This is a genomic window from Streptomyces sp. V1I1, from assembly GCF_030817355.1.
GTDB lineage: Bacteria > Actinomycetota > Actinomycetes > Streptomycetales > Streptomycetaceae > Streptomyces.
The window spans coordinates 1,657,214-1,681,300 of the sequence record NZ_JAUSZH010000001.1; the positions used below are offsets into that span (position 1 = coordinate 1,657,214).

Consider the following 24,087-nt stretch of genomic DNA (forward strand, 5'->3'; position numbering starts at 1 on the left):
CGAATTTCAGCGCGTGGCAATCGGTGGGTCGGCCAGCTGTACCAGCTCCAGGGCCTGGTCGCGGAACCACACACCCGCCTTGGGGTTGACGGTGCCGCGCTCGGGGTCCTCGGGACCCGCCGTACCGCGCAGGCACAGGCCGTCCGACTCCCCCGGGGTCTTGATCCACAGCCGCGCGTCGTGCAGCGGGTCGCCGGTGCTCAGGGTGGGACGGGCGCCGAGGCCGCGACCGGGCGGGTTGCACCAGTCCTGTGGGTCGGTGTACTTGCCGGCGGGCGGGGTCCAGGGGCCGCGGCCGTTGCGGCTGCTGTCGGTGACGAAGTGCTTCATCCCGGAGGGGTCGGCGGGGACGTTGTCCGCGATCCAGGCCAGGGCGGTGGGGCGGGGCGAGTACTGGGAGGGGCACTCGGCCGGATCGCCGCCGGCCGCTGCGTGGGCGAGGCAGGCGGAGATGAGCTTGCCGTACCAGGCGTTGGCGTCGTCGGTCTGGTAGTTGGAAGCGTTGGTGTAGAAGCCGGTGGCGCGGGCGACGCCGCCCTTCACGAGGCGGGGAACGATGCTGCTGACGGAGTGCCAGGCCGGGTGGCCGGTGTCGAGGTAGACCTTGGTACGGGCGAGGGGTTCGAGCGTGTCGACCGCGTAGTTGACTTCGGCATAGCGGGCGGCGGTCCTGGTGCCGGCGGCGTCGTCCTGCCCGCAGTCGGCGGGCAGGAGGGCGAGCGCGTCCGGCTCGAGGACGACGAGCGCGTCGCGCCCGCCGATGCCGCGGGCGACGCCGTCGATCCAGGCCTTGTACTCGGCGGTGGTTGAGGCACCGCCGCCGGAGTAGTTGGAGCAGTCGCGGCCGGGGATGTTGTACAGCGCGAGGACGGGCACGGCGAGGTCGTCCGCGGCGTCGCGGACGACGGTGCGGACGTCGCGCTCGACGTCGGCGGGGGTTTCGTCGCCGTACCAGACGGCGTGCGGCGTACGAACCATGGCGAGGATCTTGGCCCCGTCGGCGGGCCGGCCCTCGCTGCCGAGGTCTGAGGCGTGGCGGAGCGCATCGGGGTTGGCGGCGGGGGTGTAGAGCCGGGTGCGCTCGGGGGCGGGCTCGGACGCGGTGGGGGCGGGCTCGGGCGCGGTACGGGCGGGCTCGGACGCGGTGGGGGCGGGCTCGGGTGCGGTACGGGCGGCGGCGGGCTCGGCCGAGGGACCGGAGAGCAGGGCGGCGGCGAGGGCGAGGGGTAAGGGCAGAAGGCGGAGGGGCGACGGGATGTGTCTCAAGGGTTCACTCCTGGGCAGCGGCCGGCCAAGGCTGTCGTACGCCGAGGCGGGCGGCGGGGGTGTGCGGGGCGGGCGTGTCCGGGTTGAGGTCACCCTGGTGGGTGCGTGTGTGCGATGGGGGATCATTCTTTCCCCAGCCCCGCCCCTTCCCGACACCGGGTCTGCGCCGCGGACCCCGGAAGGGACAGCCGGTGCGCAGGGGCCGGCGCGCCCAACACCCCCGGGGTAGCACCCACTTCGCGGCGCAGCTCGCGCGCCGGCGGGCGGCGTCGTTACAACCGCGCCACACCCCGGGACCGTCAGGCGACCGACCCGATTCGTCCCGTCAGCTCCTGCTCGGCGTCGTGGTGGATCGGGGTGTGCGCTCCCGTCAGGGAGACCCCGCTGCCGCCGCGGCGGTTTGCCACGATCTCCGCTGCGATCGAGAGCGCCGTCTCCTCCGGCGTGCGCGCCCCCAGGTCCAGGCCGATCGGGCTGCGCAGACGCGCCAGTTCGAGTTCTGTGACGCCGACCTCGCGCAGACGGGTGTTGCGGTCCTCGTGAGTGCGGCGGGAGCCCATCGCACCGACGTAGGCGACGGGAAGTCTGAGGGCCAGTTCGAGGAGGGGGACGTCGAACTTGGCGTCGTGGGTGAGTACGCACAGGACCGTACGGCTGTCGACCTCCGCCGACTCCAGATAGCGGTGCGGCCAGTCGACGACGATCTCGTCCGCCTCCGGGAAGCGGGTCTTCGTCGCGAAGACGGGGCGGGCGTCGCACACCGTGACGTGGTAGCCGAGGAACTTTCCGACCCGCACCAGCGCGGAGGCGAAGTCGATCGCGCCGAAGACGACCATCCGGGGAGCGGGGACCGAAGACTCCACGAGGAGGGTCAGCGGCTGCCCGCACCGGCTGCCGTCCTCACCGATGACCCGCGTGCCCGTGCGGCCCGCGTCGAGCATCGCGCCCGCCTCGGCCGCCGCCGTACGGTCCAGTTCCGGGTGGCCGCCCAGCGATCCCTCGTACGAACCTTCGGGGCGGACCAGCAATGCGCGGCCCATCAGATCGGACGGACCGTCCGTGATTCTGACCAGGGCCGCCGCCTCCCCTCGGGCGGCGGCCGCCAGCGCGCCGGGGAAGACCCCGCCGCGTACCGGCGTGACGAGGATGTCGATGATGCCGCCGCACGTCAGGCCGACTGCGAACGCGTCCTCGTCGCTGTAGCCGAAGCGCTCGAGGACGGTCCCGCCGTCCTCGAGCGCCTGCCGGCACAGCTCGTACACCGCGCCCTCCACACACCCGCCGGAGACCGACCCGATCGCCGTGCCCTCGCTGTCCACGGCGAGGGCCGCGCCCAGCTGCCGGGGTGCGCTGCCACCGACGGCCACCACAGTGGCGACAGCGAACTCGCGGCCCTGCTCGACCCACCGGTTCAGCTCTTCGGCGATGTCCAGCATGTCGGTCTCCTCAAGGGTGTGGGTGGGCGGCTTACTTGACTCCCAGCCAGCCCTCGATCGGGTGAAGGGCGAAGTACGCCAGGAAGACGAGGGACAGCACCCACATCAGCCAGCCGACGTCACGCGCCTTGCCCTGCACGGCCTTGATCAGGACGTGCGCGAGGACGCCCGCCGCGATGCCCGCCGTGATCGAGTACGTGAAGGGCATCAGCACGGTGGTCAGAAAGACCGGGATCGAGGTCGCCTGGTCGTTCCAGTCGATGTGCTTGGCATTCGTCAGCATCATCGATCCGATGACGACGAGCGCGGCGGCAGCCACCTGCGTCGGGATGACTTGGGCCAACGGGGTGAAGAACAGGCAGAACGTGAAGGCGAGGCCGGTGACGACGCTGGCGAAGCCGGTGCGCGCACCGTCGCCGACGCCCGCGGTGGACTCGACGAACACCGTCTGGCCGGAGGCGCCGGCGAGGCCGCCCATCGCGCCGCCCGCGCCGTCGATGGCCAGGGCCTTGTTGAGTCCGGGCATCTTGCCCTTGTCGTCGGCGAGGCCCGCCTGCTGGCCGATGCCGATGATGGTGCCCATGGCGTCGAAGAAGCCGGCCAGTACGAGGGTGAAGACGATGACGCCGACGGTGATGCCGCCGACGCTGCCGATGCCGTCGAACGAGACGCTGCCGAAGAGGCCGAAGTCCGGCGTGCTGACGATGGAGCCGGTGATCTCGGGGGCGTTCAGTCCGCCCCAGGCCTTCCTGTCGAGCCCGGCGAACTGGTGGACCACGGCGGCGAACACCGTGCCGCCGACGATCCCGATGAGGATCGCGCCCGGCACCTTGCGGACCTGCAGCAGGAAGATCAGCAGGACGGTGACGGCGAAGCAGAGCACCGGCCAGCCGGTGAGCATGTCATTCGTACCGAGCTGGATCGGCTTGGCTCCTGCGATGCCGCCCTCCCCGGGCATGGAGGTGACGAAGCCGGCCTGGACCAGGCCGATGAGGCAGACGAAGAGACCGATCCCCATGGTGATCGCGTGCTTCAGTGCCAGCGGGATGGCGTTCATGATCAGTTCGCGCAGGCCGGTGACGACGAGCAGGACGATCACAAGACCGTAGATGACGCACATGCCCATCGCGTTTTCCCAGGTCATCTCCGGAGCGACCTGGAAAGCCATGACGGCGGAGACACTGAGTCCCGCGGCGAGGGCAAGCGGCACATTGCCGAGGAGGCCCATCACGATGGTGGTTGTGGCGGCGGCGAATACGGTCGCGGTGGTCAGCTGATCACCGTCGAGCTTGTGGCCGGCAGCATCGGGCACCGACAGGATCACCGGGTTGAGAAGGATGATGTACGCCATCGCCATGAAGGTGGTGATGCCGCCGCGCACCTCCCGGCCGATGGTCGACCCTCGCTGGGTTATGTGGAAATACCGGTCGAGCCAAGACCGGCCGGCGGGCTGGCGCGAACCCGCGCCGGCGTCCTCCGCCGTGGTCTTGGTCTCAAGGGACTGCTGGGTCATGGTGCCTACTCCCAAGGTTCACAGGGGCACCCGCGTGAGCGTTGTAGCTGCGGGATTTGGGATGGTGCGTTGGCTGCACGACCCGGGGGACGGCCCGAGACGAACTGGTTTTTCCTGGTGTTACCGGTACTGCTGGCGTTGCTTGGTACTGCTGGGATACGCAAGGACCGCGAGCGGTGCGGTACTTGAGTTCTCCGGGCGGTGCGGACGGGCGGAATTGTGACGTTCCTTGGAGGCACGGCACACCGCCCGGAGAGTTTGTGGGGGACGGTGATCAGGTGCCGGTGAGGTGCTCGGGGCGCACCGGCGTCCTGTTCAGCTCCAGACCCGTCGCGTTCCGGATCGCCGCGAGGACGGCCGGAGTCGAGGAGAGGGTCGGGGCCTCGCCGACACCGCGCAGTCCGTACGGCGCGTGGTCATCGGCAAGCTCGAGTACGTCGACGGGGATGGTCGGCGTGTCGAGGATGGTGGGGATCAGATAGTCCGTGAAGGACGGGTTGCGCACCTTCGCGGTCTTCGGGTCGACGATGATCTCCTCCATGACCGCGACGCCCAGCCCCTGGGTGGTGCCACCCTGGATCTGGCCGACGACGGACAGCGGGTTGAGCGCCTTGCCGACGTCCTGGGCGCAGGCCAGCTCGACGACCTTGACCAGGCCGAGCTCGGTGTCCACCTCCACCACCGCGCGGTGTGCGGCGAAGGAGTACTGGACGTGGCCGTTGCCCTGGCCGGTGACCAGGTCGAAGGCCTCGGTGGGACGGTGGCGCCACTCGAGCTCCAGGTCGACCGCCTCACCCTCGAGGACGTCCACCAGGTCGGCGAGTACCTCGCCGCCGTTGGTGACGACCTTGCCGCCTTCGAGCAGCAGCTCGGCCGTGGCCCATGCCGGGTGGTACGAACCGAACTTGCGGCGGCCGATCTCCAGGACCTTCTCGCGGACGTTCTCGCAGGTGTGCTTGACCGCGCCGCCCGTGACGTACGTCTGGCGCGAGGCCGACGTCGAACCGGCGGAGCCGACCTGGGTGTCGGCCGGCTGGATCGTCACCTGTGTGACGCCGAGCTCGGTGCGGGCGATCTGCGCGTGGACGGTGACACCGCCCTGGCCGACCTCAGCCATCGCGGTGTGCACGGTCACGACCGGCTCGCCGCCCACGACCTCCATGCGCACCCGCGCGGTGGAGTAGTCGTCGAAGCCCTCGGAGAAGCCGACGTTCTTGATGCCCACCGCGTAGCCGACGCCGCGGACGACGCCCTCGCCGTGCGTGGTGTTGGACAGCCCGCCCGGCAGGGCGCGTACGTCCGCCTCCTCGCCGGCCGCGAGCCACTGCTGCTCGGGCGGCAGCGGCCTGGCCTTGATACGGCGCAGCAGCTCGGCGACGGGAGCCGGCGAGTCGACCGGCTGCCCGGTCGGCATGATCGTGCCCTGCTCCATGGCGTTGAGCTGACGGAACTCGACCGGGTCGATGCCCAGTTTGGCCGCGAGTTTGTCCATCTGCGCCTCGTACGCGAAGCACGCCTGGACCGCGCCGAAGCCGCGCATGGCGCCGCAGGGCGGGTTGTTGGAGTAGAGCGCGAGCGCCTCGATGTCGACGTCGTCGAGGACATACGGGCCGACGCTCAGGGACGCGGCGTTGCCGACGACCGCCGGGGAGGCCGACGCGTATGCGCCGCCGTCCAGGACGATCCTGCACTTCATGTGCGTGAGCTTGCCGTCCTTGGTGGCGCCGTGCTCGTAGTAGAGCTTCGCAGGGTGCCGGTGCACATGTCCGAAGAAGGACTCGAACCGGTTGTAGACGATCTTGACCGGCTTGCCGGTACGGAGTGCGAGCAGACAGGCGTGGATCTGCATCGACAGGTCCTCGCGGCCGCCGAACGCGCCGCCGACGCCGGAGAGCGTCATCCGCACCTTCTCCTCGGGCAGGCCGAGGACGGGAGCGATCTGGCGGAGGTCGGAGTGCAGCCACTGGGTGGCGACGTACAGCTCGACACCGCCGTCCTCGGAGGGGACCGCGAGGCCGGACTCCGGGCCGAGGAAGGCCTGGTCCTGCATGCCGAAGGTGTACTCGCCCTTGACGATCACGTCGGCGCGCCCCGCGGCCTCGTCGGCATTGCCGCGGACGATCGGCTGGCGGTGCACGATGTTCGGGTGCGGGACATGGCCGATGTGGTGGTCGGTGCGGCCCTCGTGGACCAGGACCGCGTCGGGCGCGGTCGCCGATGCCTCGTCGGTGATGAGGGGCAGCTCGGCGTACTCGATCTTGATCTTGGCGGCGGCGCGGCGCGCGGTCTCCGGGTGGTCGGCGGCGACCAGGGCCACCGGCTCGCCATGGTGGCGGACCTTGCCGTGGGCGAGCACCGGGGTGTCCTGGATCTCCAGGCCGTAGTTCTTCACCTCGGCGGGGAGGTCGTCGTAGGTCAGCACGGCGTAGACGCCGGACGTCGCGAGCGCCTCGGAGACGTCGATCGACTTGATCTCGGCGTGCGCGACGGTGGAACGGAGCGTGTGGCCCCACAACATGTCCTCGTGCCACATGTCCGAGGAGTACGCGAACTCACCGGTGACCTTGAGGGTTCCGTCGGGCCGGAGCGTCGACTCGCCGATGCCGCCCTTGGTGTGGGAGCCCTGGGAGATATTGGTGGGAGTGCCGGCCGGAGCGGTGGCGACTCTGCTGTTCCGTGCCATCGTCAGACCGCCTCTTCCTGGCGGGCGGCCGCGAGGCGGACCGCGTCGAGGATCTTCTCGTAACCGGTGCAGCGGCAGAGGTTGCCGGAGAGCGCCTCTCGGATGTCCGCGTCGGACGGCTCGGCGTTGCGCTCGAGCAGCTCGTCGGCGGCGACCAGCAGACCGGGGGTGCAGAAACCGCACTGGACGGCACCGGCGTCGATGAACGCCTGCTGGATCGGCGAGAGTGTCAACCGGTCGCTGCCGCCCTCGCCGGTCCGGGAGTCCTGGGGCCTGGACTCCCACTGCTGGGCGTCCTGGAGGGAAGTACCGCAGGCACCGGTGGCGCAGCCGTGCTCGGCGCGCTGCTTGGCGAAGCCCGCCAGGCCCTCTACGGTGACGACCTCGCGGCCCTCGACCTGACCCGCGGCGACGAGGCAGGAGCAGACCGGCACGCCGTCCAGGCGGACCGTGCAAGAGCCGCACTCGCCCTGCTCACACGCGTTCTTGGAGCCCGGCAGGCCCATGCGCTCGCGCAGTACGTAGAGAAGGCTCTCGCCCTCCCACACGTCGTCGGCTTCCTGCTGACGACCGTTGACCGTGAAGTTCACGCGCACTGTGCGCTCCTCTCGTTGCCTCGAAAGGCCTCCCAGGTCCAGCCGAGGGTCCGGCGGGCCATGACGCCGACCGCGTGGCGGCGGTAGCTCGCGGTGCCGCGCACGTCGTCGATCGGGCTACAGCCGCCGGATGCAAGCGCCGCGAACTGCTTGGCGATCGACGGGGTGATGACTTTCTTGCTGTCCCAGAAGCCGCCCTCTTCGAGCGCGGCATTGAGGAACTCCTCGGCCGCCTTCGCCCGGACCGGAGTCGGGGCGGCGGAGCCGATGCCGGTGCGCACCGTGCGGGTCTCGGGGTGCAGGGCGAGGCCGAAGGCGCAGACCGCGATGACCATCGCGTTGCGGGTGCCGACCTTGGAGAACTGCTGCGGCCCGTCGGCCTTCTTGATGTGGACGGCGCGGATCAGCTCGTCCGCGGCGAGCGCGTTGCGCTTCACGCCGGTGTAGAACTCGTCGATCGGGATGAGGCGGCTGCCGCGCACCGACTCGACCTCGACCTCGGCGCCTGCGGCAAGCAGCGCCGGGTGGGCGTCACCGGCCGGGGACGCGGTGCCGAGGTTGCCGCCGACACCGCCGCGGTTGCGGATCTGCGGGGAGGCCACGGTGTGCGACGCCAGTGCCAGACCGGGCAGCTCGGCACGGAGGTGCTCCATGATCTGGGTGTACGGCACGGAGGCGCCCAGGCGAACGCTCTCCCCGCCGACCTCCCACTCGAACAGCTCACCGATGCGGTTCAGGTCCATGAGGTACTCGGGCCGGCGGTGGTCGAAGTTGATCTCGACCATCACATCGGTGCCACCAGCAATGGGTACAGCGGTGGGGTGCTCGGCCTTGGCGGCGAGCGCCTCCTCCCAGCTGGCGGGGCGAAGGAAGTCCATGAGTGGCTCTCTTCTTCTTCATCGGGGGTCGTTCGTCGCAAGCGGGCCCGGACGGTTGGCCCTCGACTGGTTATTCATGTGCCGTTAACGCGGTGTGGCCCCAGTACACAAGCCGTGCCCCGCTCGGTGCAGTCACCGAAACCATGAAGGAGTTGGCTGGTCGCCCGTCTCGTCTTGTAGATTCGAACGAAAGGCGAGGCTCAGTAACCTCACCGTTTTCCCATGAAAACCGTGGCCACGGCCACCGGCAACAACGAGACAGATCGGCGGCGACGAGATGCGGCTGCGCGCACTTCTTGAAACCGATGCGCTGGGGCTGCGGCTGCTCGGCGGCGAGGACGAACTCGACCGCGGTGTACGTGGCGTGATGACGACCGACCTGCGGGATCCGAGCCGGTATCTCTCGGGCGGCGAACTGGTGCTGACCGGGCTCGCGTGGTGGCGTACGGCCGCCGACTCCGAGCCGTTCGTCCGGATCCTGGCGGGTGCCGGGGTGGCCGGTCTGGCGGCCGGTGAGGCGGAGCTCGGGGACATTCCCGGTGATCTGGTCGAGGCGTGTTCGCGCCATCGGCTGCCACTCTTTGCAGTCAATGAATCCGTTGCATTTGCGACGATCACGGAGTACGTCGTACGGCAGGTCTCGGGTGAGCGGGCCGGTGATCTCGCGGCGGTGGTGGACAGGCACAGGCGGCTGATGACGTCGGGCCCGGCGGGCGGCGGACCCGAGGTCGTACTGGACCTCCTCGGCTCCGACCTGGACCTCCGGGCCTGGGTGCTCTCCCCCACCGGACGTCAGATCGCGGGGGCGGGCAAGCCGCTGCCGCCCGCGGTGAGCGCCGCGCTGGCGGGCGAGCACCTGGCCGCCACCCGCACCGGCCGCCGGGGGCCGCACCGGGCGACAATCGGCGGAGTCACGTACTCCCTCTTCCCTATCCGGAACACCGGGCGCGGGGCCGCCCCCGCCTCCAGGGATGTACGCGAGACCGTCCTGTCGGACTGGCTGCTGGCGGTCGAGGCGGACGCGAGCGACTGGCCCGCCGCCCGTCTTGACCTGCTGCAGGGCGTGACCCAGCTGATCGCCGTCGAACGGGACCGGCGCGAGGCGGCCCGTACGGTACGGCGCCGGCTCGCCCAGGAGGTCCTGGAACTGGTCCAGACCGGCGCCGCGCCCGCCGAGATCGCGGCCAGGCTGCGGGTCGCCGCGCCGGTGCTGCTGCCCGGCCTCGGGACGGCACCGCACTGGCAGGTCGTGGTGGCCCGGGTGGACTGGGGTCAGGACGGCGCCGCGGGTGCGGGGGTGGCGGGCGGCGGGACGGCTACGGCGATCGAGGCCGGGCCTGTCGCCCAGTCCCTGCTCGAGGAGATCCTGGTCGACCCCGCGGCGGCCGGACCCGACGCCACCGACCGGATCGCGGTCGCCCACACCGGCGAAGAGGCCATCGCACTGGTCCCGCTGCCCGCCGTCCCCGTCGACCCGGACGCGCCCGACGCCGGGTCCACGGAGGCCGGGCTGCACGCGGACGCGCTGCTGAGCTCCGTACGCGACCCGCTCTCGGCCGGCCTCGCCGACGACGGCAGGCTCACGCTGGGCGTCTCCGCCGCGGTCAGCTCGGCGGAGGGGCTGCGCGGCGCGCTGGAGGAGGCCCGCCACGCCCGCCGCGTCGCGGCGGCCCGCCCGGGCCGGGTCTGCGCGGCGGGCCACCACGAACTGGCCTCGCACGTCCTGCTGCTCCCCTTCGTCCCGGACGACGTCCGCCGCGCGTTCACGGCCCGCCTGCTGGACCCCCTGCGCGACTACGACCGCCGCCACCGGGCGGAGCTGATCCCGACGCTGGAGGCGTTCCTGGACTGCGACGGGTCCTGGACGCGATGCGCGACGCGGCTGCATCTGCATGTGAACACGCTGAGGTATCGGGTGGGCAGGATCGAGCAGCTGACGAGCCGTGATCTGTCCCGGCTGGAGGACAAGCTGGACTTTTTCCTGGCGCTGCGGATGAGTTGAGGGGGGGTCGCCTGCGGCGGGCCTGTTCCCCGACCCTCCCCCTACGCCCTGGCGGGCGTGGGGGCCCCCACTTCCCGAACTGGGGCTCCGCCCCAGCCCCGTACGCCCTTCGGCCGTTGTCCCCAAACGCCGGACGGGCTTGAAGTTCCGCCCGTCCGACGGAAACTCAAGCCTCTCCGGCCAGAACTTCAAGTCCGCCCGGGCGAAAATCAGCCCCGCCGGCGATTGACGCGCGGTCCCGGACGCGAAATCCAGCTTCGCCGGCGATTGAGGCGCGGGGCCTGGGGCGGAGCCCCAAAACGAGCCCCGCCGGCGATTGAGGCGCGGGGGTCCGGGCGCGGGACCCCGGTGGGGCAAGCCCATCTGCCGCACCGCGATTGTGAATTCATTCACCTGACCCCTTGGCCCGGCATACCCATCCATGCTGAGATGCGACAGACTCAACAGCTCAATGGCGTGCTCGGGGAGGGCAATGTGGCGCATACCGCCATGTCTGGTTCCGGAACCACTGCAGGTGACGATCCACTCCAGACCGCGGTATGGCGGCTGCGCTCGCGCGGCTGTTGGACCGATGCGGCAGCCCTGCTCACCCCCCACGCGGCAGATCCCGCGGCCGCGCTGGAGCGGGCCGGACTGCTCGTCGAGCGCTGTCTGTTCACCGCCGACGGCTGGGCCGACGCGGAGGACGCGCTGCGTACGGCGGAGGCCGTGGCCCGGGACGACGAGGAGCGCGGCGGCGCGGCGAGCGAGCGCGGGCGGCTCGCGTACGCGGCGACCCGCCTCGGTGTACGCGACCGTGCCGACGAGGCCCGCTCCGCGCTCGGCCGGGCTGCGGCACTGCTCGCCCCCACCTCACCAGGACGCCCGCTGCTCGACTTCCGCCGCGGCCTGGTCGCCGAGCACATCGCGGACTCTCCGCAGGCCGCCCGTGCCGCGTACCAGCGCGCCCACGCCGGAGCCACCGCGCAGGGGGACACGCTCCTGCTCTCCTTCACCTGGCACCACCAGGCCGGACTCGCCCTGCGGGACGGGGAGTTGGCGGAGGCGCGGCACGGTTTCACCGAGTCACTGCGGATCCGCGAGGAGCTCGGCTATCTGATCGGCACGGCCCCGGTGCTGGCCGCGCTCGCCGACTGCGAGCCGGAGCCGGAGGCGGGCCGACTGCGGGCAGAGGCGGGCCGGCTGTTCCGCCTGCTGGGCGGCGTACCGGTGTGGCTGGCTGCGCAACTGTCCCCGTCGGCGCCGACCCAGTCCTCCCCTCCGCAGCCCGAGCCTGCGGCATGACGAGAGGCGGCTTGGTCACCCCTCGCCGAGGTCCGAGCTGATCCAGCGCTGCGGCCGCATATGGATGACCACCTGCTCGCCGTGCTCCTTCCAGGCGAAGTCGACGTAGACGTCGACCTTTTCGGCCGGGAGGTAGCGGGCCGAGATCTCGACGAGCTGTTCGCGGGTGGCCGGTACGGTCTCGATGACGGGCCCTTCGACGGAGACGTACCGGACGGTGGGCGTGACGCGGTCGACCATCAGGCTGAACCGTCCCGCCCGGGCGATCAGCGCGGCCTTACGAGAGTCACGCCCCGTCATGATCCAGATGTCGCCGCCGGGCGCGTACTGGTACCAGATGGGCACGGTGAGCGGAGCCCGCCCGCCCTCGCCCGCGTCCACCGCCAGCGCGGCGATGTGGGGCTCACCCAGAAACTGCTCACGCTCTTCACGGGTCAAGGCCACGGATGACTCCTTCGCAGGGATTCGGGGCGCTCCCGGACGGGATGCCTCCTACCCAGCTTCCCCTCCCAAGGGTTGTCCCGTAAATGATCTCCGGCATGGTCGGATCGCGGTGGGCTGCCGAGCGAACCTACCGTCTATCCGGCGAGGTTGAGGTTGTACAGGCGGGCGATGCCGAGCATGGCGTGGTGGACGCCGTCCCCCTTGAGGCGGCAGTCCCGCAGGATCTTCCAGCACTTCATGCGGGCGAAGACGTGCTCGACGCGGGCGCGGACTTGCTTGTGGGACTTCTTGTGCGCGATTTTCCAGTCGGGCAGCTCCCCGCCTTTGCGGCGGCGGTGCGGGAGGACCAGGCCGGTACCGGGATAGCCGCCGTCGGCGATGGTCGTGGTCTTTCCGACGGCCTCCTTCGCGCCGGATTCCGCCCACGCCTTGCAGTTGTTACGGTCGCCCGGCAGTGGCCGGCCGACTACGACGACCAGGCGGGTGTCGGCGTCGATGACGACCTGGTGGTTGGTCGAGTACCGGTAGTTCTTGGACTGCTCGGCCACCGTGTGGTCGCGGGTGGGCACCAGGGTGCCGTCGACGATGAGCACGGTGTCCTTGCGGAACCGTTTGCGCGGCCGGAGCGCGAGCATCGGGCCGAGCTGGCCGATGACGCGGTCCGCGGCGGACTTCGAGACGCCGAACAGCGGGGCGAGCCGGCGCAGCGTCAAGTTCGTGTGCCAGTAGGCCGCGACCAGCAGCACCCGGTCCTCTAGGGGCAGCGCCCACGGCCGTCCCCGCCGCACCTCGTCGGCACCCTCGCGGCGCAGCGCGGTCACCAATTTGTCGAAGGCGCGCGGGTTCAGCCGGGTGAATGGGGCTATCCAGGAGGGCTCCGATGCCGTGATTACACCAGCCACGGCCAAGATCATCCCATGGCACGTTCACCTGCCTGATCTGGAGGCGCTGGTCACGACTCTGCTGCCGCGAGATCACTCACGCTGTCGCCCGGGGTACGGTCTGCACGTGATCTACCTGATAGGCGGCCCGCCACGGGTGGGCAAGAGCACCCTCGCATGGATGCTGCTGGACCGGGACGGCATCCCGGGATGCCCGACCGACGCTCTGGTTTCGATGCTGCAGCGCGCTGCGCCCCAGCACGGCGTGCGGCACGGTACGCATCCGGACAAGGCCGTACGGGCGCAGCCCTTCCTCTTCGAGTTCATCCGTGCCACTGCGGAGGGCCTCGACGACTCCGATCCCCTGGACGGCTATGTGGTCGAGGGCGACATCGTCACGCCGGCGGCGGCCACAGCCGCCACCGGTCTCGGGATGCCACTGAGCTGCGTCTTCCTCGGAAACACGGAGCTGACCACCGAACACTTGAGGGCCGCCCCGGACTGGCTCGATGGAGCCGATGACACCACCTACCGGGAGATCGCCGCGTGGGTCAGGGAACAGAGCACTGCCCTACGTGAAGCCTGTGCGGCCAGCGGGCACGTCTACATCGAGTTGGGGGCCGGCTACACGCAGGGCCTCGAGAGAGCCTACTCGGCACTGGTGGAGAGGGCCTGACCGTCCACCGTCGGCGCCCGCGAAGACCTGCTCAAGGAATTGCGGGACGCCGCTTTAGCCGACGAGCCAGGAAAGGGACTTGGCCGGATTCATCACGACCAGAACGACCCCGACGACCACGAGCAACCAGAAGACGCCCCAAACCCTGCGCCGCCGCGCCTGCCGCTGCTGGGACGGCCACGCCCGCCACGCGTCGGGTTCCGCCCGAACCTGGGTCCTGCGCCTGCCCCAGCCCCGAACTTTGCCGTGCCGCCGCGCGGCCTCCTCGTCCTCGCGCCGCAGCCGCTCGGTCACCATCCGCGCCCGCGCGGACGGCTCCTTGGGCGCGGCGAGGCGTGCGGGCCCTTCGCTCTCACGCTGGAACTCCTCCCACGCCTCGTCGGGTATGGACGACTCGGGCAGCTCCGCGGACATGAATGACCCCCCACTCGATGGACAATCCAGCTCTGGCCAAAGGTTAGCGGCGGGCTCGACGCGGCAGCGTGAGCTCCGCCCGTACGGTCTTCCCGACGGGCACGCGATCGTGGACGCTTGCAACCGGACCGTGCACGCGGTGATGCACATGGGCTGGGTCCCGGACGATGCCGGTGGGTACCGGGGCCAGATGGCCGTTCTGGTAAAGCCGAACGGCCTGTTCGGGAAGGCCTACATGGCCGCGATCGCGCCGTTCCGGCACCTGTTCGTGTACCCGCCACTGATGCGACGCATCGGACAGACGTGGCAGGCAGACATGCCTCAAGACTCGCCGCCCGCAGCCTAGTACTCGGCGGTCGTGATGACGCTCCACAGTCCGACCTCGTGGTAGTTCGAGTCGTAGACGACCGAACCAGTCCCGGGCTTCAGGTCGTAGTGGTGAAGGTTCCCGCCCCAGTACCGCAGGATCCGGCCCAGCTCGCCGACGGCGTCCCCGTCAAATGCTTTGTCACCCATATCGACTTCGAGAAGAAACTTCACTTCTCGCCTCCATTGCCAGATTCGGTCACCAATGCCGATGCGGCCACCGGCTCGTAGCTTCAATCATTTCATTGAACTGCTACTGGGTACTTTTCGAGGCAACACCCTTGGTCAGCGACCAGAGATGCCCGAAAAGTCTCAACCAGCAGTGAGGCAGTACGGTGTGCCGTCCCGCGCACAAACAGCCAGGAGGCAAGGCGGTATGAGTGACCGATTGCGGGCCATCGACCTTGCACTTACGGCAGGCATCTCCGTTCAACAGGTCCGCAACTACATAGAGATGGGGATTCTGCCGCCGGTCGAACGCACCGCCGGCGGCTACCGCATCTTCACGAGCGCCCACGCCAAGCCGGAGCGAGGTTCGGCCCGGTGAATATCGTCGAGTAGATCACCACCGCGGCGATGGCCGCGGCATGACACCGGCGGCCCGCTATGCATCCGGGTATGGGCATACGCTGTCCTTCCGCATTCACGGCTGAGCGTCCGATGCCACCAATGCCCTGGACGTCGGCACGCATCAACAGCACCGCGGCCCGGCAAGGCGGGCAAGCCGACCGCGGCCGAATGCGCCGGGCTACTCGAGGGCGGGTACATCGTCGGCCGAGACCAACGTCGGGTGGATGCCGTCAGCCGTCCGCGCCCGTGAAGTGCTCCCGCACCAGCGACCGCACCACCGCCAAGTCCTGCGCGGTCAGCGCCTCCAGCAGTGCCATGTGTTCCGCCGCGTCCGCCACCAGGTCCGCGCGGCGCATGGCGGGGGCGCTCGTCAGGGGCCATTGGGAGCGGCGGTGGAGGTCGTCGGCGACCATCACCAGTTGGTGGTTGCCGGACAGCGCGAGCACGGTGCGGTGGAAGGCTCGGTCCGTTTCGGCGTAGGCGGCGCGGTCGCCGGTGGCCGCAGCCGCCGCCGTTGCCTCGGCCAGGGGGCGCAGGGCCGCCCAGCGGGCGGCCGGGACCGTGAGGGCCAGGCGGAGCATGACCGGGACCTCGATCAGGGAGCGGACCTCTGCCAGGTCGGCCAGTTCGCGGGCGCTGCGTACCGTGACGCGGAAGCCGCGGTTGGGGACGACCTCGACCGCGCCCTCGATCGCCAGTTGCTGCATCGCCTCGCGTACGGGCGTCGCCGAGACGCCGAAGCGTTCGCCGAGGACGGGGGCGGAGTAGACCTCACCGGGGATCAGCTCGCCGTCGACCAGGGCGGTGCGCAGGGCTTCGAGGATCTGGCCGCGCACCGAGTGGCGTTGGACCGTGCGGGGCGCGGTGCCGGGAGCAGGGGGCTCGCTGTGGGTGTGCTCGCCTCGCGCGCCTTCCGGCGCGCGGGCGGCGCGGGCCGACTGCGCCGGAATGCGTGGCTGCTCGGGGCCCGGGCGGTCGGGCGGGCTTGCCTGTCCGGGGACACGGGCGGACGCGTACGGCTGCGACAGCGCGGCATCGCGCGCTCGGGCCTGCTCCACTCGGGTCCTCCTCCGGCTTGGCGCCAGGCCCGGCACCAAGCGCAGGGCCCCTGTGCACCATAGGCGGACGGGGCCGCAGTTCAAACATCGAATGCGTCGGGTAAGGTAAGGCTAACCTGCTAACGATCGCGATTCGGTGGTCCTCCAGCATGACCGTTCCCGCCCTGTTGCCCGCCCTTGCCTCGCCCGTCGGCGAGGCGTACGCGCGCCTGGCCGAGGTCTTCCCCGGGCTGGGGGTGCGGGAACTCACTGCGGGCGAGCGGCCTCCGTCCGGCGCGGGCTGGGTGGGCGCGGCCGAGCTCGCCGGCGGGGGACCCGCCCTCGACGCCTTTCTCGCCTGGGACAACGCTCAGGTCCTGCGGGACTACGGACAGCAGGCCCGCCCCGACGTGATCGCCAGCTTCGGCCTGCACCGCTATGCCTGGCCCGCCTGTCTGCTGATCACGGTCCCCTGGTTTCTGCACCGCCGGGTGGTGCGGGCGCCGGTCGAGGACGTCGCCTTCCACCGCGCGCGTGGGCGGATGGCTGTCCGGGTGACAGAGTTCGCCTGCCTGCCGGACGACCCCGCGGCGCAGCTGCCCGGCGCCCGTGTCGTACCGGACGAGGAGGCGCTGCGCGCCGAGGTTCGCGCCGCCGTCGCCGAGCACATCGGGCCCGTCCTGGACGGCTTCGGGCCGCGGATGCGCCGCGGCGAGCGCGCGCTGTGGGGCATGGCGACCGACGAGATCGTCGAAGGCCTTTGGTACGTCGCGCATCTGCTCGGCGAGGAGCAGCGCGCCGTCGTGGAGCTCGAGCAGCTGCTGCCGGGCACCACCAAGCCGTACGTCGGCACCGCCGGCTTCCGTGAGCTCGCCGGACCGGGCGGCGAGCCGCTGCCGACCCGCGACCGGGCAAGCTGCTGCCTCTTCTACACGCTGCGGCCCGACGACACCTGCGTCACCTGTCCGCGCACGTGCGATGCCGACCGAGTGAGCAAACTGCGGCCGAACGTCTGATCTCCCGCATGCCCGCTGTCACGTCACCTGACCGGATGGCGTAAATCGAACCAATCCCCCTTGCCCATACGGCAGTTCGACCGAAACGCACCTATCCGTATGCGATGCGACCCCGTTGGCGTTCTATTGCCCCGAAAGCCCTTGGGGGTCCCGGGAGTTCGGCCACTATTGCGGCCGAAACGCCCTACCGCGATGCAAGGGACACCGCCCATGAGACTGACCGACATATCACTGAACTGGCTGCTTCCTGGCGGCGTGATGCTCGTGGGAGTCCTGGTGGCGGTGGCGGTGCTCGCGCGCGGCAGGCGCGCCGGTGACAAGGCCGCGGCCGAGGACTCCTGGGAGCGCAGCGAGGAGCGCCGACGGCGCAAGGAAGCGGTCTACGGCACGGCTTCCTATGTGCTCCTGTTCTGCTGCGCGGCGGTCGCCGCCGCGCTCTCCTTCCACGGCCTGGTCGGCTTCGGCCGGGAGAATCTCAGCCTCAGCGGAGGCTGGGAGTATCTGGTCCCCTTCGGCCTCGACGGCGCGGCCATGTTCTGCTCGGTGCTCGCGGTGCGCGAGGCCAGCCATGGCGACGCGGCACTCGGCTCACGGCTGCTGGTGTGGACCTTCGCGGGCGCGGCCGCCTGGTTCAACTGGGTCCATGCGCCACGGGGGTTGAGCCACGCGGGTGCCCCGCAGTTCTTCGCCGGCATGTCGCTCTCGGCCGCGGTGCTGTTCGACCGCGCGCTGAAGCAGACCCGCAGGGCCGCGCTGCGCGAGCAGGGCCTGGTGCCCCGCCCGCTGCCGCAGATCCGGATCGTACGGTGGCTGAGGGCACCCCGGGAGACCTTCGGCGCCTGGTCGCTGATGCTGCTCGAAGGCGTACGCACTCTGGACGAGGCGGTCGACGAGGTCCGCGAGGACCGGCAGGAGAAGCAGCGGAACCGTCTGCGCAGGCGGGACAGGGAGAAGCTGGAGCGGGCGCAGATAAGGGCACTGAACCGGCAGCACCGGGCCTGGGGCCGCGTTCACGGCGACCGCCGGGCGGAGCTTCCCGCCCTCGGCTCCACGGCGGGATCCACGCAGACCGCCTCCGGCGGCGTCGCGTCCGGCGTCGGGTCCGTCGCGGAGCCCGTCATAGCCGAGCCTGGGCAGCTGCCGCTTCGTTCCCGGCCCTCCCTCCAGGCCGTGAAGGCGGCCAACGGCACCGAGCCGCACACGGTCGACCTCACCGCCGAGGACGACACTCTGACACTGCCGCGTCTCGACTCCCTGGAGCGGAAACTCAGGGATCTCGAGCAGCAGTACGGGTAGAGGCCGAAAGCCCGTCGGCACACAGTCACGCGAAGGCCGGTCTGCGACTGTCAGGCCGGCCTTTCGTGCAGCTCGAACCAGACCACCTTGCCCACGCCGTGGGTGCGCACGCCCCACGCGTCCGCGAGACTCTGCACCAGGACCAGCCCTCTGCCGTGGGTGCCGAGGTGCGCTGCTGCCGGCACATGCGGCACCGGCAGTCCGGCCATGAAGTCCCGTACCTCCACGCGGAGTGTGGAGGCGGCGACGGTGGCTGTGACCACCGCGCCGTGATCGGTGTGGACCAGCGCATTGGTCACCAGCTCGCTGGCGAGCAGCTCGGCCACCTCCGCCGTGTCCTGCTTTCCCCAGTGCCGCAGCAACTCCCGCAGCGCACGTCGTACTTCAGGGACAGCGGTGAGATCCGCGCAGCCTAATCGGCGGCGCAGCCGACCGCCCGGGTCCCCCTCCGCCCCAGGTTCCCGGCCGTGCCCACTCGCGGCAGGCCCGGCCCCTCCCTGACGCCCAGTCATCATCCCCACCCGCACGTCGAACAGCCCTCTCTTCGGAACGACCCCATGTGTCGAATATGTACACGGAAATGCATGCCCCACGCGGACAGCGCCACTCATGTCGATTCATGTAGATTCCTCAACCAACGGCAACGGCGTCAGAGCCTCGGCACGTTCCGCAGGTTGGAGCGGGCCATCTGGACCATCCGGCCTACGCCCCCGTCCAGCACGATCTTGCTGGCGGAGAGCGCGAAGCCCGTCACCATCTCCGCGCTGATCTTCGGCGGGATGGAGAGCGCGTTCGGGTCGGTGACCACATCCACCAGGGCGGGGCCCTTGTGCCGGAAGGCGTCCTTGAGCGCGCCCGCGAGCTGCTTGGGCTTCTCAACCCGTACGCCGTGCGCCCCCGCCGCCCGCGCGATCGCCGCGAAATCCGGGTTGCGGTTGGTGGTTCCGTACGACGGGAGTCCCGCCACCAGCATCTCCAACTCCACCATGCTCAGTGAGGAGTTGTTGAACAGGACGATCTTCACAGGCAGGTCGTACTGGACGAGGGTGAGGAAGTCGCCCATCAGCATGGTGAAGCCGCCGTCGCCCGACATCGAGACGACCTGTCGGTTCCGGTCGATGAACTGGGCGCCGATGGCCTGCGGCAGGGCGTTCGCCATCGAGCCGTGGCTGAACGAGCCGATGATCCGGCGGCGGCCGTTGGGCGAGAGATAGCGGGCCGCCCACACATTGCACATGCCCGTGTCGACGGTGAACACCGCGTCGTCGTCGGCGAGTTCGTCCAGCACGGAAGCGACGTACTCGGGGTGGATCGGGACGTGCTTCTCCACCTTGCGGGTGTACGCCTTGATCACACCCTCGAGCGCGTCGGCGTGCTTCTTCAGCATCTTGTCGAGGAACCTGCGGTCCGTCTTGGCCCGCACGCGCGGGGTGAGACAGCGCAGCGTCTCGCGTACGTCGCCCCAGACGGCCAGATCCAGCTTGGAGCGGCGGCCCAGGTGTTCGGGCCTGACGTCGACCTGAGCGATCTTGACGTCGTCGGGGAGGAAGGCGTTGTACGGGAAGTCCGTGCCGAGCAGGATCAGCAGGTCGCACTCGTGGGTGGCTTCGTAGGCCGCGCCGTAGCCGAGCAGGCCGCTCATGCCGACGTCGAAGGGGTTCTCGTACTGAATCCACTCCTTGCCGCGCAGCGCGTGCCCGACCGGGGACTTGATGCGCTCGGCGAACTCCATGACCTCGGCGTGCGCGCCCGCCGTGCCGCTGCCGCAGAAGAGCGTGACCCTGTCCGCATCGTCGATCATCCTGACCAGCTTGTCGATCTCCGAGTCTCCCGGCCGCACGGTGGGACGGGAGGTGACCAGGGCGTGCTCGATCGACTTCTCCGGGGCTGACTGCGAGGCGATGTCGCCGGGGAGCGAGACGACGCTGACGCCGCCGCGGCCGATGGCGTGCTGGATCGCGGTCTGCAGCAGGCGCGGCATCTGCTGCGGGTTGGAGATCAGCTCGCTGTAGTGGCTGCACTCGCGGAACAGCTGGTCGGGGTGGGTCTCCTGGAAGTAGCCGAGGCCGATCTCGCTGGAGGGGATGTGCGAGGCGAGGGCGAGCACTGGGGCCATGGAGCGGTGGGCGTCGTACAGCCCGTTGATGAGGTGGAGGTTGCCCGGGCCGCAGGAACCGGCGCAGGCCGCGAGCTTCCCGGTGATCTGGGCCTCGGCGCCCGCCGCGAAGGCGGCGGCCTCCTCGTGCCTGACCTGGACCCAGTCGATGGCGGAATTGCGGCGGATGGCGTCGACGACGGGGTTGAGGCTGTCACCGACGACTCCGTACAGCCGCTGGACGCCGGCGCGGACAAGGATGTCGACGAACTGCTCCGCCACATTCTGCTTGGCCATGGGATGCGTACCCTTTCTCGGCTTGGGGCCTGAACATCCATCAACCCATGGCGGGCTCGGTTACGCCTCCCAGACTGCGACAGCCGTACGGTCGTCGGCGTAGCCCTTCACCCTCACCTGGGTGTCGGCGAGGAACGCGGCCAGGCCCGGCGGCTCGCCGTGCGCCCAGCGGCCGCCCAGCTCCTTGGCGAGGGCGGGTTCGCAGCGCAGCGGTTCGGCGAGGCCGGTGCTGCACAGCAACAGGGCGTCGCCCGGGTGGGCCACGGAGGCGCGGAACCGGAACGGTTCGGCGGGTGGCGGGGGCGGTGCCTCGATGTACGGGGACGGGGGCGTCGCGATCCCCAGGTCCATCGTGAGCCGGTCGCCGTCCGGGGTCTCGGAGGGCGGTGAGCCGAATCCGACAACGGGTTCGCCTCTGGCCGCCGCGGGCTCGGGAACCAGGGGCTCGAGGTCCTGCCAGACACCGTCGCGGAGGCGGAAGAGGCCTCCACCGCCGACGCCGAAGAACACGCGGGTACGGCACTCGGGGTCGGCCGAGAGCAGCAGGCACCGCAGGTTGGCGGTGTACTCCTGCGGCTCCACGCCCTGTTCGGCCGCGCTGGCGCGCAGCTTGCCGAAGCTGCGGTCGGTGAGCCGGTGCAGGCCCGATTTGAGGTCGCCGCGACGGCCTGCCCTTATGTCCTCGGAGAGGCGGGCGTGGCTGCGGCCGACGGCTGTGCCGATCCAGCGGCAGGCGTCGGCGGCGGCGCGATGGGCGCCCTCGGCGGCGCGCGCGCCGCTGGCGACGGCGACCAGGACGAGCGCGGCGTCGCCGGTGCCGAAGCGCGCGGTGAGCAGGGCGTCGCGGCGCGGCTCACCGCGGTAGCGCGCGGAGTCCCCGCGGATGGAGACGGCGCGCAGGGTGTACGTGCCGTAGCTCGCGCCGTCGAGCACGGTGTCGGCGACGAGCTCGTCCAACTCCTGGGGCTGGGCGGCGGGCAGGGCGGTGGGCTCGGCTTCGTAGGTGGGCGGGCCGTCTCCGACGTACGCGACGTGCGGCCGCGCGCCACCGGTCTGCGCCTGGACGGCCGGGTCGGGCCGGGGCGGTTCGGGCGGCGGCAGGGGCGGTGACGCGGGCGGTCGTTCGGGGGCCTTCGGCGGTTCCCACGGGGCGCGTTGCCGTGGAGGCGCGGTCGGCCGGGGCGGGGTTTCCCGCGCGGCCGCATCCGCCTCCCACCAGGCGCGCGGACGCTCCGCTTCCGGCGCCGCTTCCGGCGCCTCAGGCGGGTCGGGCGGGTCGTCCGCGGCCACCGCATCCGCCGCGGAGTCGAATCGGTCGTCCAGCGTGTCGCCCGCCCTCGCCGCGGGACCTATGTCCGGGGCGGACTCGTCGTACAGCCGGTTCCACCAGTCGTCCTCGGCGGCGGGCCTCTCCCCCTGCTGACTCATGCCCTTATTGTCCACCGCACCGGCCGTACGAAAACGAGGCATCCCGAAAAAGCACAGTACGACAAGTGTTCAGAGCACGGCGTAGGCATTGGCCACTAACGGGGTGACGGAAATGCGGCATCGCTGTCGGGCGCATCGCTCTCCCCATCCGAAGCATGGATAGGGATGATGTACGCGGCGGGTATACGCCGTGGCCGGTTTCCGCCACGGCGGCCGGGGAAGTGCACGTCCGGGGAGGGTCTGGGTGCTGGGAGCGATAGGTCTCGACGAGAGACAGGAGTCGGCGTACCGCGCGCTGGTCGCGCTCGGGGCGGCGGAGGTCACCGATCTCGCCCACCGTCTCGCTCTGCCGGAGACGGACACCGAGCGCGCGCTGCGCCGACTGGAGCAACAGGGGCTGGCGGCGCAGTCGTCGGCCCGCACCGGCCGCTGGGTGGCGGCCCCGCCAGGCGTCGCGCTCGGCGCGCTGCTGACCCAGCAACGGCACGAGCTGGACCGGGCGGAGCTGGCGGCAGCGCTTCTCGCTGACGAGTACCGCGCCGAGGCCACCGAACCCGCCGTGCACGACCTGGTCGAGGTGGTGACGGGCGCGAGCGCCATCGCGCACCGTTTCCTACACCTCCAACTCGGTGCGGCCGAGGAGGTCTGCGCCCTGGTCACCGGCGATCCGATGGCCATCACCGCCACGGACAACGAGGCCGAGGAGAAGGTGGCGCAGCGCGGGGTGACGTACCGCGTGGTCATCGAGCGGGCGGTGCTTGCGGCACCCGCGGGCATCACCGAGCTGACCGCGGCGCTGGGCCGTGAGGAGCAGGTACGGGTGGTGGACCGGGTGCCGACCAAGCTTGTCGTCGCCGACCGCGCCCTGGCGATGCTGCCGCTGACGGCGCGCGGGGCCGAGCCCGCGGCGCTCGTAGTCCATGCGAGCGGGCTGCTGGAGTCGCTGATGGGCCTGTTCGAGGCGGTGTGGCGGGAGGCGCTGCCGCTGCGGCTCGGAGCGGGCGGCGGGGTTTCGGAGGAGGACGCGGCGGGGCCGGACGCCACGGATCTGGAGATCCTTTCGCTGCTGCTCGCCGGGATGACGGACGCGAGCGTGGCCAAGCAGCTGGACCTGGGGCTGCGGACCGTACAGCGCCGTGTGAAGGGGCTGATGGAGCTGACCGGCGTGACGACCCGGATGCAGCTCGGCTGGCAGGCGTACGCGAAGGGCTGGGTGGCTCGCGACCTGCGGTAGTGATCGCGATCCTGCACGCTTGGCAGATGGGCGTGTGGCAGCTCCTGATGGTCGGCCTGGTGATGCTGCTGGGCCTGTTCGGGGTACTGGTCCCCGGCGTGCCGGGACGCTGGCTGATATGGGCCGCCATCCTGTGGTGGTCGATGAACGTGAAGTCCGTTCCCGCCTGGGCGTTTCTGGTGGCCTCGACGGTGGTGCTGCTGATCGACCAGGTCGTGGTGTGGCAGCTGCCGCCGCGCCGGCCGCGTGGGGTGGGGGTGACCCGGCGCATGGTGGTGTGGGCGGGCGCGGGGGCGCTCGTCGGTTTCATCCTGGTGCCCGTCGTGGGCGCGATACCGGGATTCATCGGGGGGATCTACGCCTCCGAGCGGCGGCGGCTCGGCGGGCACGGCCCGGCGGTGGCCTCCACCCGGGCGGTGATGCGGGCGGTGGGGACGAGTGTGCTGGTGGAGCTGTTCGCCTGTCTGCTGGTCGTGGGGGCGTGGCTGGGCGTGGTGATCTCGGGCTGACGGCCGAGCCCTCTCCCGACACCGGAGTCCTGAACACCGTCCAGATAGAGAGATACACATCGGATCTCTCTTGCTGTATTGACTGCCTCCCACCGCTTCCCTACCTTCCGTCGAGGGATAGCTCGGATGAATTGACATGTCTGCGTACGAGCCGCCGGGAGGCGAC

The 24,087-nt window shown here is 70.6% G+C and carries 23 protein-coding genes; 9 read left to right on the plus strand and 14 right to left on the minus strand.

Annotation, left to right across the window (positions count from 1 at the left end; all coding sequences use genetic code 11):
- Positions 1-6 precede the first annotated feature (6 nt).
- The 6 genes from QFZ67_RS08095 to QFZ67_RS08120 form a co-directional block, all read right to left on the minus strand.
- Positions 7-1,266, minus strand: coding sequence for a glycoside hydrolase family 6 protein (locus tag QFZ67_RS08095; RefSeq protein ID WP_307660416.1), 1,260 nt, complete (start codon positions 1,264-1,266; stop codon positions 7-9).
- A 299-nt stretch (positions 1,267-1,565) separates the two neighbouring features.
- Positions 1,566-2,702, minus strand: a complete 1,137-nt coding sequence (locus tag QFZ67_RS08100) for an XdhC family protein (protein WP_307660417.1) — start codon at positions 2,700-2,702, stop codon at positions 1,566-1,568.
- A gap of 31 nt (positions 2,703-2,733) precedes the next feature.
- The gene (locus QFZ67_RS08105; RefSeq protein ID WP_307660418.1) at positions 2,734-4,215 is read right to left on the minus strand and encodes an NCS2 family permease; all 1,482 of its coding nucleotides are present in this window, start codon (positions 4,213-4,215) and stop codon (positions 2,734-2,736) included.
- Between the two features lie 274 nt (positions 4,216-4,489).
- Complete coding sequence (locus QFZ67_RS08110; protein ID WP_307660419.1) at positions 4,490-6,898, minus strand: xanthine dehydrogenase family protein molybdopterin-binding subunit; 2,409 nt, start codon at positions 6,896-6,898, stop codon at positions 4,490-4,492.
- A 2-nt stretch (positions 6,899-6,900) separates the two neighbouring features.
- Positions 6,901-7,494 (minus strand): (2Fe-2S)-binding protein, encoded by a 594-nt coding sequence (locus QFZ67_RS08115; protein ID WP_307660420.1) that lies wholly within the window; start codon positions 7,492-7,494, stop codon positions 6,901-6,903.
- A complete protein-coding gene (locus QFZ67_RS08120) occupies positions 7,485-8,372 on the minus strand; it encodes a xanthine dehydrogenase family protein subunit M (protein WP_307660421.1) in 888 nt (295 codons plus the stop codon). The genes QFZ67_RS08115 and QFZ67_RS08120 overlap by 10 nt, the downstream gene beginning before the upstream one ends.
- A gap of 277 nt (positions 8,373-8,649) precedes the next feature.
- Here QFZ67_RS08120 and QFZ67_RS08125 point away from each other — a divergent pair, with 277 nt between their 5' ends.
- Both QFZ67_RS08125 and QFZ67_RS08130 read left to right on the plus strand, forming a co-directional pair.
- Entirely contained in the window at positions 8,650-10,374 is a 1,725-nt protein-coding gene (locus tag QFZ67_RS08125) for a PucR family transcriptional regulator (RefSeq protein ID WP_307660422.1), read from the plus strand.
- Positions 10,375-10,803: 429 nt separating this feature from the next.
- The gene (locus tag QFZ67_RS08130; RefSeq protein ID WP_307660423.1) at positions 10,804-11,658 is read left to right on the plus strand and encodes a hypothetical protein; all 855 of its coding nucleotides are present in this window, start codon (positions 10,804-10,806) and stop codon (positions 11,656-11,658) included.
- A 15-nt stretch (positions 11,659-11,673) separates the two neighbouring features.
- Here QFZ67_RS08130 and QFZ67_RS08135 read toward each other — a convergent pair whose 3' ends face one another.
- Both QFZ67_RS08135 and QFZ67_RS08140 read right to left on the minus strand, forming a co-directional pair.
- A complete protein-coding gene (locus tag QFZ67_RS08135) occupies positions 11,674-12,102 on the minus strand; it encodes a pyridoxamine 5'-phosphate oxidase family protein (RefSeq protein ID WP_307660424.1) in 429 nt (142 codons plus the stop codon).
- A gap of 134 nt (positions 12,103-12,236) precedes the next feature.
- Complete coding sequence (locus QFZ67_RS08140; RefSeq protein WP_307660425.1) at positions 12,237-13,004, minus strand: transposase; 768 nt, start codon at positions 13,002-13,004, stop codon at positions 12,237-12,239.
- A 106-nt stretch (positions 13,005-13,110) separates the two neighbouring features.
- Between QFZ67_RS08140 and QFZ67_RS08145 the strand changes: the two genes are divergently transcribed.
- On the plus strand, positions 13,111-13,659 hold the full coding sequence (locus QFZ67_RS08145) for a hypothetical protein (RefSeq protein ID WP_307660426.1): 549 nt from the start codon (positions 13,111-13,113) through the stop codon (positions 13,657-13,659).
- A 54-nt stretch (positions 13,660-13,713) separates the two neighbouring features.
- Here the strand turns inward: QFZ67_RS08145 and QFZ67_RS08150 are convergent, their stop codons facing one another.
- Positions 13,714-14,073, minus strand: coding sequence for a hypothetical protein (locus QFZ67_RS08150; protein ID WP_307660427.1), 360 nt, complete (start codon positions 14,071-14,073; stop codon positions 13,714-13,716).
- A gap of 130 nt (positions 14,074-14,203) precedes the next feature.
- Between QFZ67_RS08150 and QFZ67_RS08155 the strand changes: the two genes are divergently transcribed.
- Positions 14,204-14,419: a DUF2867 domain-containing protein gene (locus tag QFZ67_RS08155; protein WP_373429966.1), complete on the plus strand. Its 216-nt coding sequence runs from the start codon at positions 14,204-14,206 to the stop codon at positions 14,417-14,419.
- On the opposite strand, the gene QFZ67_RS08160 is transcribed toward QFZ67_RS08155, so the two are convergent.
- Entirely contained in the window at positions 14,416-14,613 is a 198-nt protein-coding gene (locus QFZ67_RS08160; protein ID WP_307660428.1) for a hypothetical protein, read from the minus strand. The two genes, QFZ67_RS08155 and QFZ67_RS08160, sit on opposite strands and share 4 nt — an antisense overlap.
- A 202-nt stretch (positions 14,614-14,815) precedes the next feature.
- Here QFZ67_RS08160 and QFZ67_RS08165 point away from each other — a divergent pair, with 202 nt between their 5' ends.
- Positions 14,816-14,986 carry a MerR family DNA-binding transcriptional regulator gene (locus QFZ67_RS08165; RefSeq protein WP_307660429.1) on the plus strand — a complete coding sequence of 57 codons (171 nt, stop codon included), beginning with the start codon at positions 14,816-14,818 and terminating at the stop codon, positions 14,984-14,986.
- A gap of 253 nt (positions 14,987-15,239) precedes the next feature.
- On the opposite strand, the gene QFZ67_RS08170 is transcribed toward QFZ67_RS08165, so the two are convergent.
- On the minus strand, positions 15,240-16,067 hold the full coding sequence (locus QFZ67_RS08170; protein WP_307660430.1) for a GntR family transcriptional regulator: 828 nt from the start codon (positions 16,065-16,067) through the stop codon (positions 15,240-15,242).
- A gap of 149 nt (positions 16,068-16,216) precedes the next feature.
- On the opposite strand from QFZ67_RS08170, the gene QFZ67_RS08175 reads away from it, so the two are divergent.
- Positions 16,217-17,062 (plus strand): (2Fe-2S)-binding protein, encoded by an 846-nt coding sequence (locus tag QFZ67_RS08175; protein WP_307660431.1) that lies wholly within the window; start codon positions 16,217-16,219, stop codon positions 17,060-17,062.
- Between the two features lie 210 nt (positions 17,063-17,272).
- Entirely contained in the window at positions 17,273-18,358 is a 1,086-nt protein-coding gene (locus tag QFZ67_RS08180; RefSeq protein ID WP_307660432.1) for a DUF2637 domain-containing protein, read from the plus strand.
- Positions 18,359-18,408: 50 nt separating this feature from the next.
- Here QFZ67_RS08180 and QFZ67_RS08185 read toward each other — a convergent pair whose 3' ends face one another.
- From QFZ67_RS08185 to QFZ67_RS08195, 3 genes are all read right to left on the minus strand, one after another.
- On the minus strand, positions 18,409-18,870 hold the full coding sequence (locus QFZ67_RS08185; RefSeq protein WP_307665766.1) for an ATP-binding protein: 462 nt from the start codon (positions 18,868-18,870) through the stop codon (positions 18,409-18,411).
- 137 nt (positions 18,871-19,007) lie between these two features.
- Entirely contained in the window at positions 19,008-20,750 is a 1,743-nt protein-coding gene (locus QFZ67_RS08190) for a pyruvate dehydrogenase (protein WP_307660433.1), read from the minus strand.
- 60 nt (positions 20,751-20,810) lie between these two features.
- On the minus strand, positions 20,811-22,178 hold the full coding sequence (locus tag QFZ67_RS08195; protein WP_307660434.1) for a protein phosphatase 2C domain-containing protein: 1,368 nt from the start codon (positions 22,176-22,178) through the stop codon (positions 20,811-20,813).
- 244 nt (positions 22,179-22,422) lie between these two features.
- Here QFZ67_RS08195 and QFZ67_RS08200 point away from each other — a divergent pair, with 244 nt between their 5' ends.
- Both QFZ67_RS08200 and QFZ67_RS08205 read left to right on the plus strand, forming a co-directional pair.
- Positions 22,423-23,412 (plus strand): helix-turn-helix domain-containing protein, encoded by a 990-nt coding sequence (locus QFZ67_RS08200; RefSeq protein WP_307660435.1) that lies wholly within the window; start codon positions 22,423-22,425, stop codon positions 23,410-23,412.
- A 26-nt stretch (positions 23,413-23,438) separates the two neighbouring features.
- Entirely contained in the window at positions 23,439-23,921 is a 483-nt protein-coding gene (locus tag QFZ67_RS08205) for a DUF456 domain-containing protein (RefSeq protein WP_307660436.1), read from the plus strand.
- Positions 23,922-24,087: the final 166 nt, after the last annotated feature.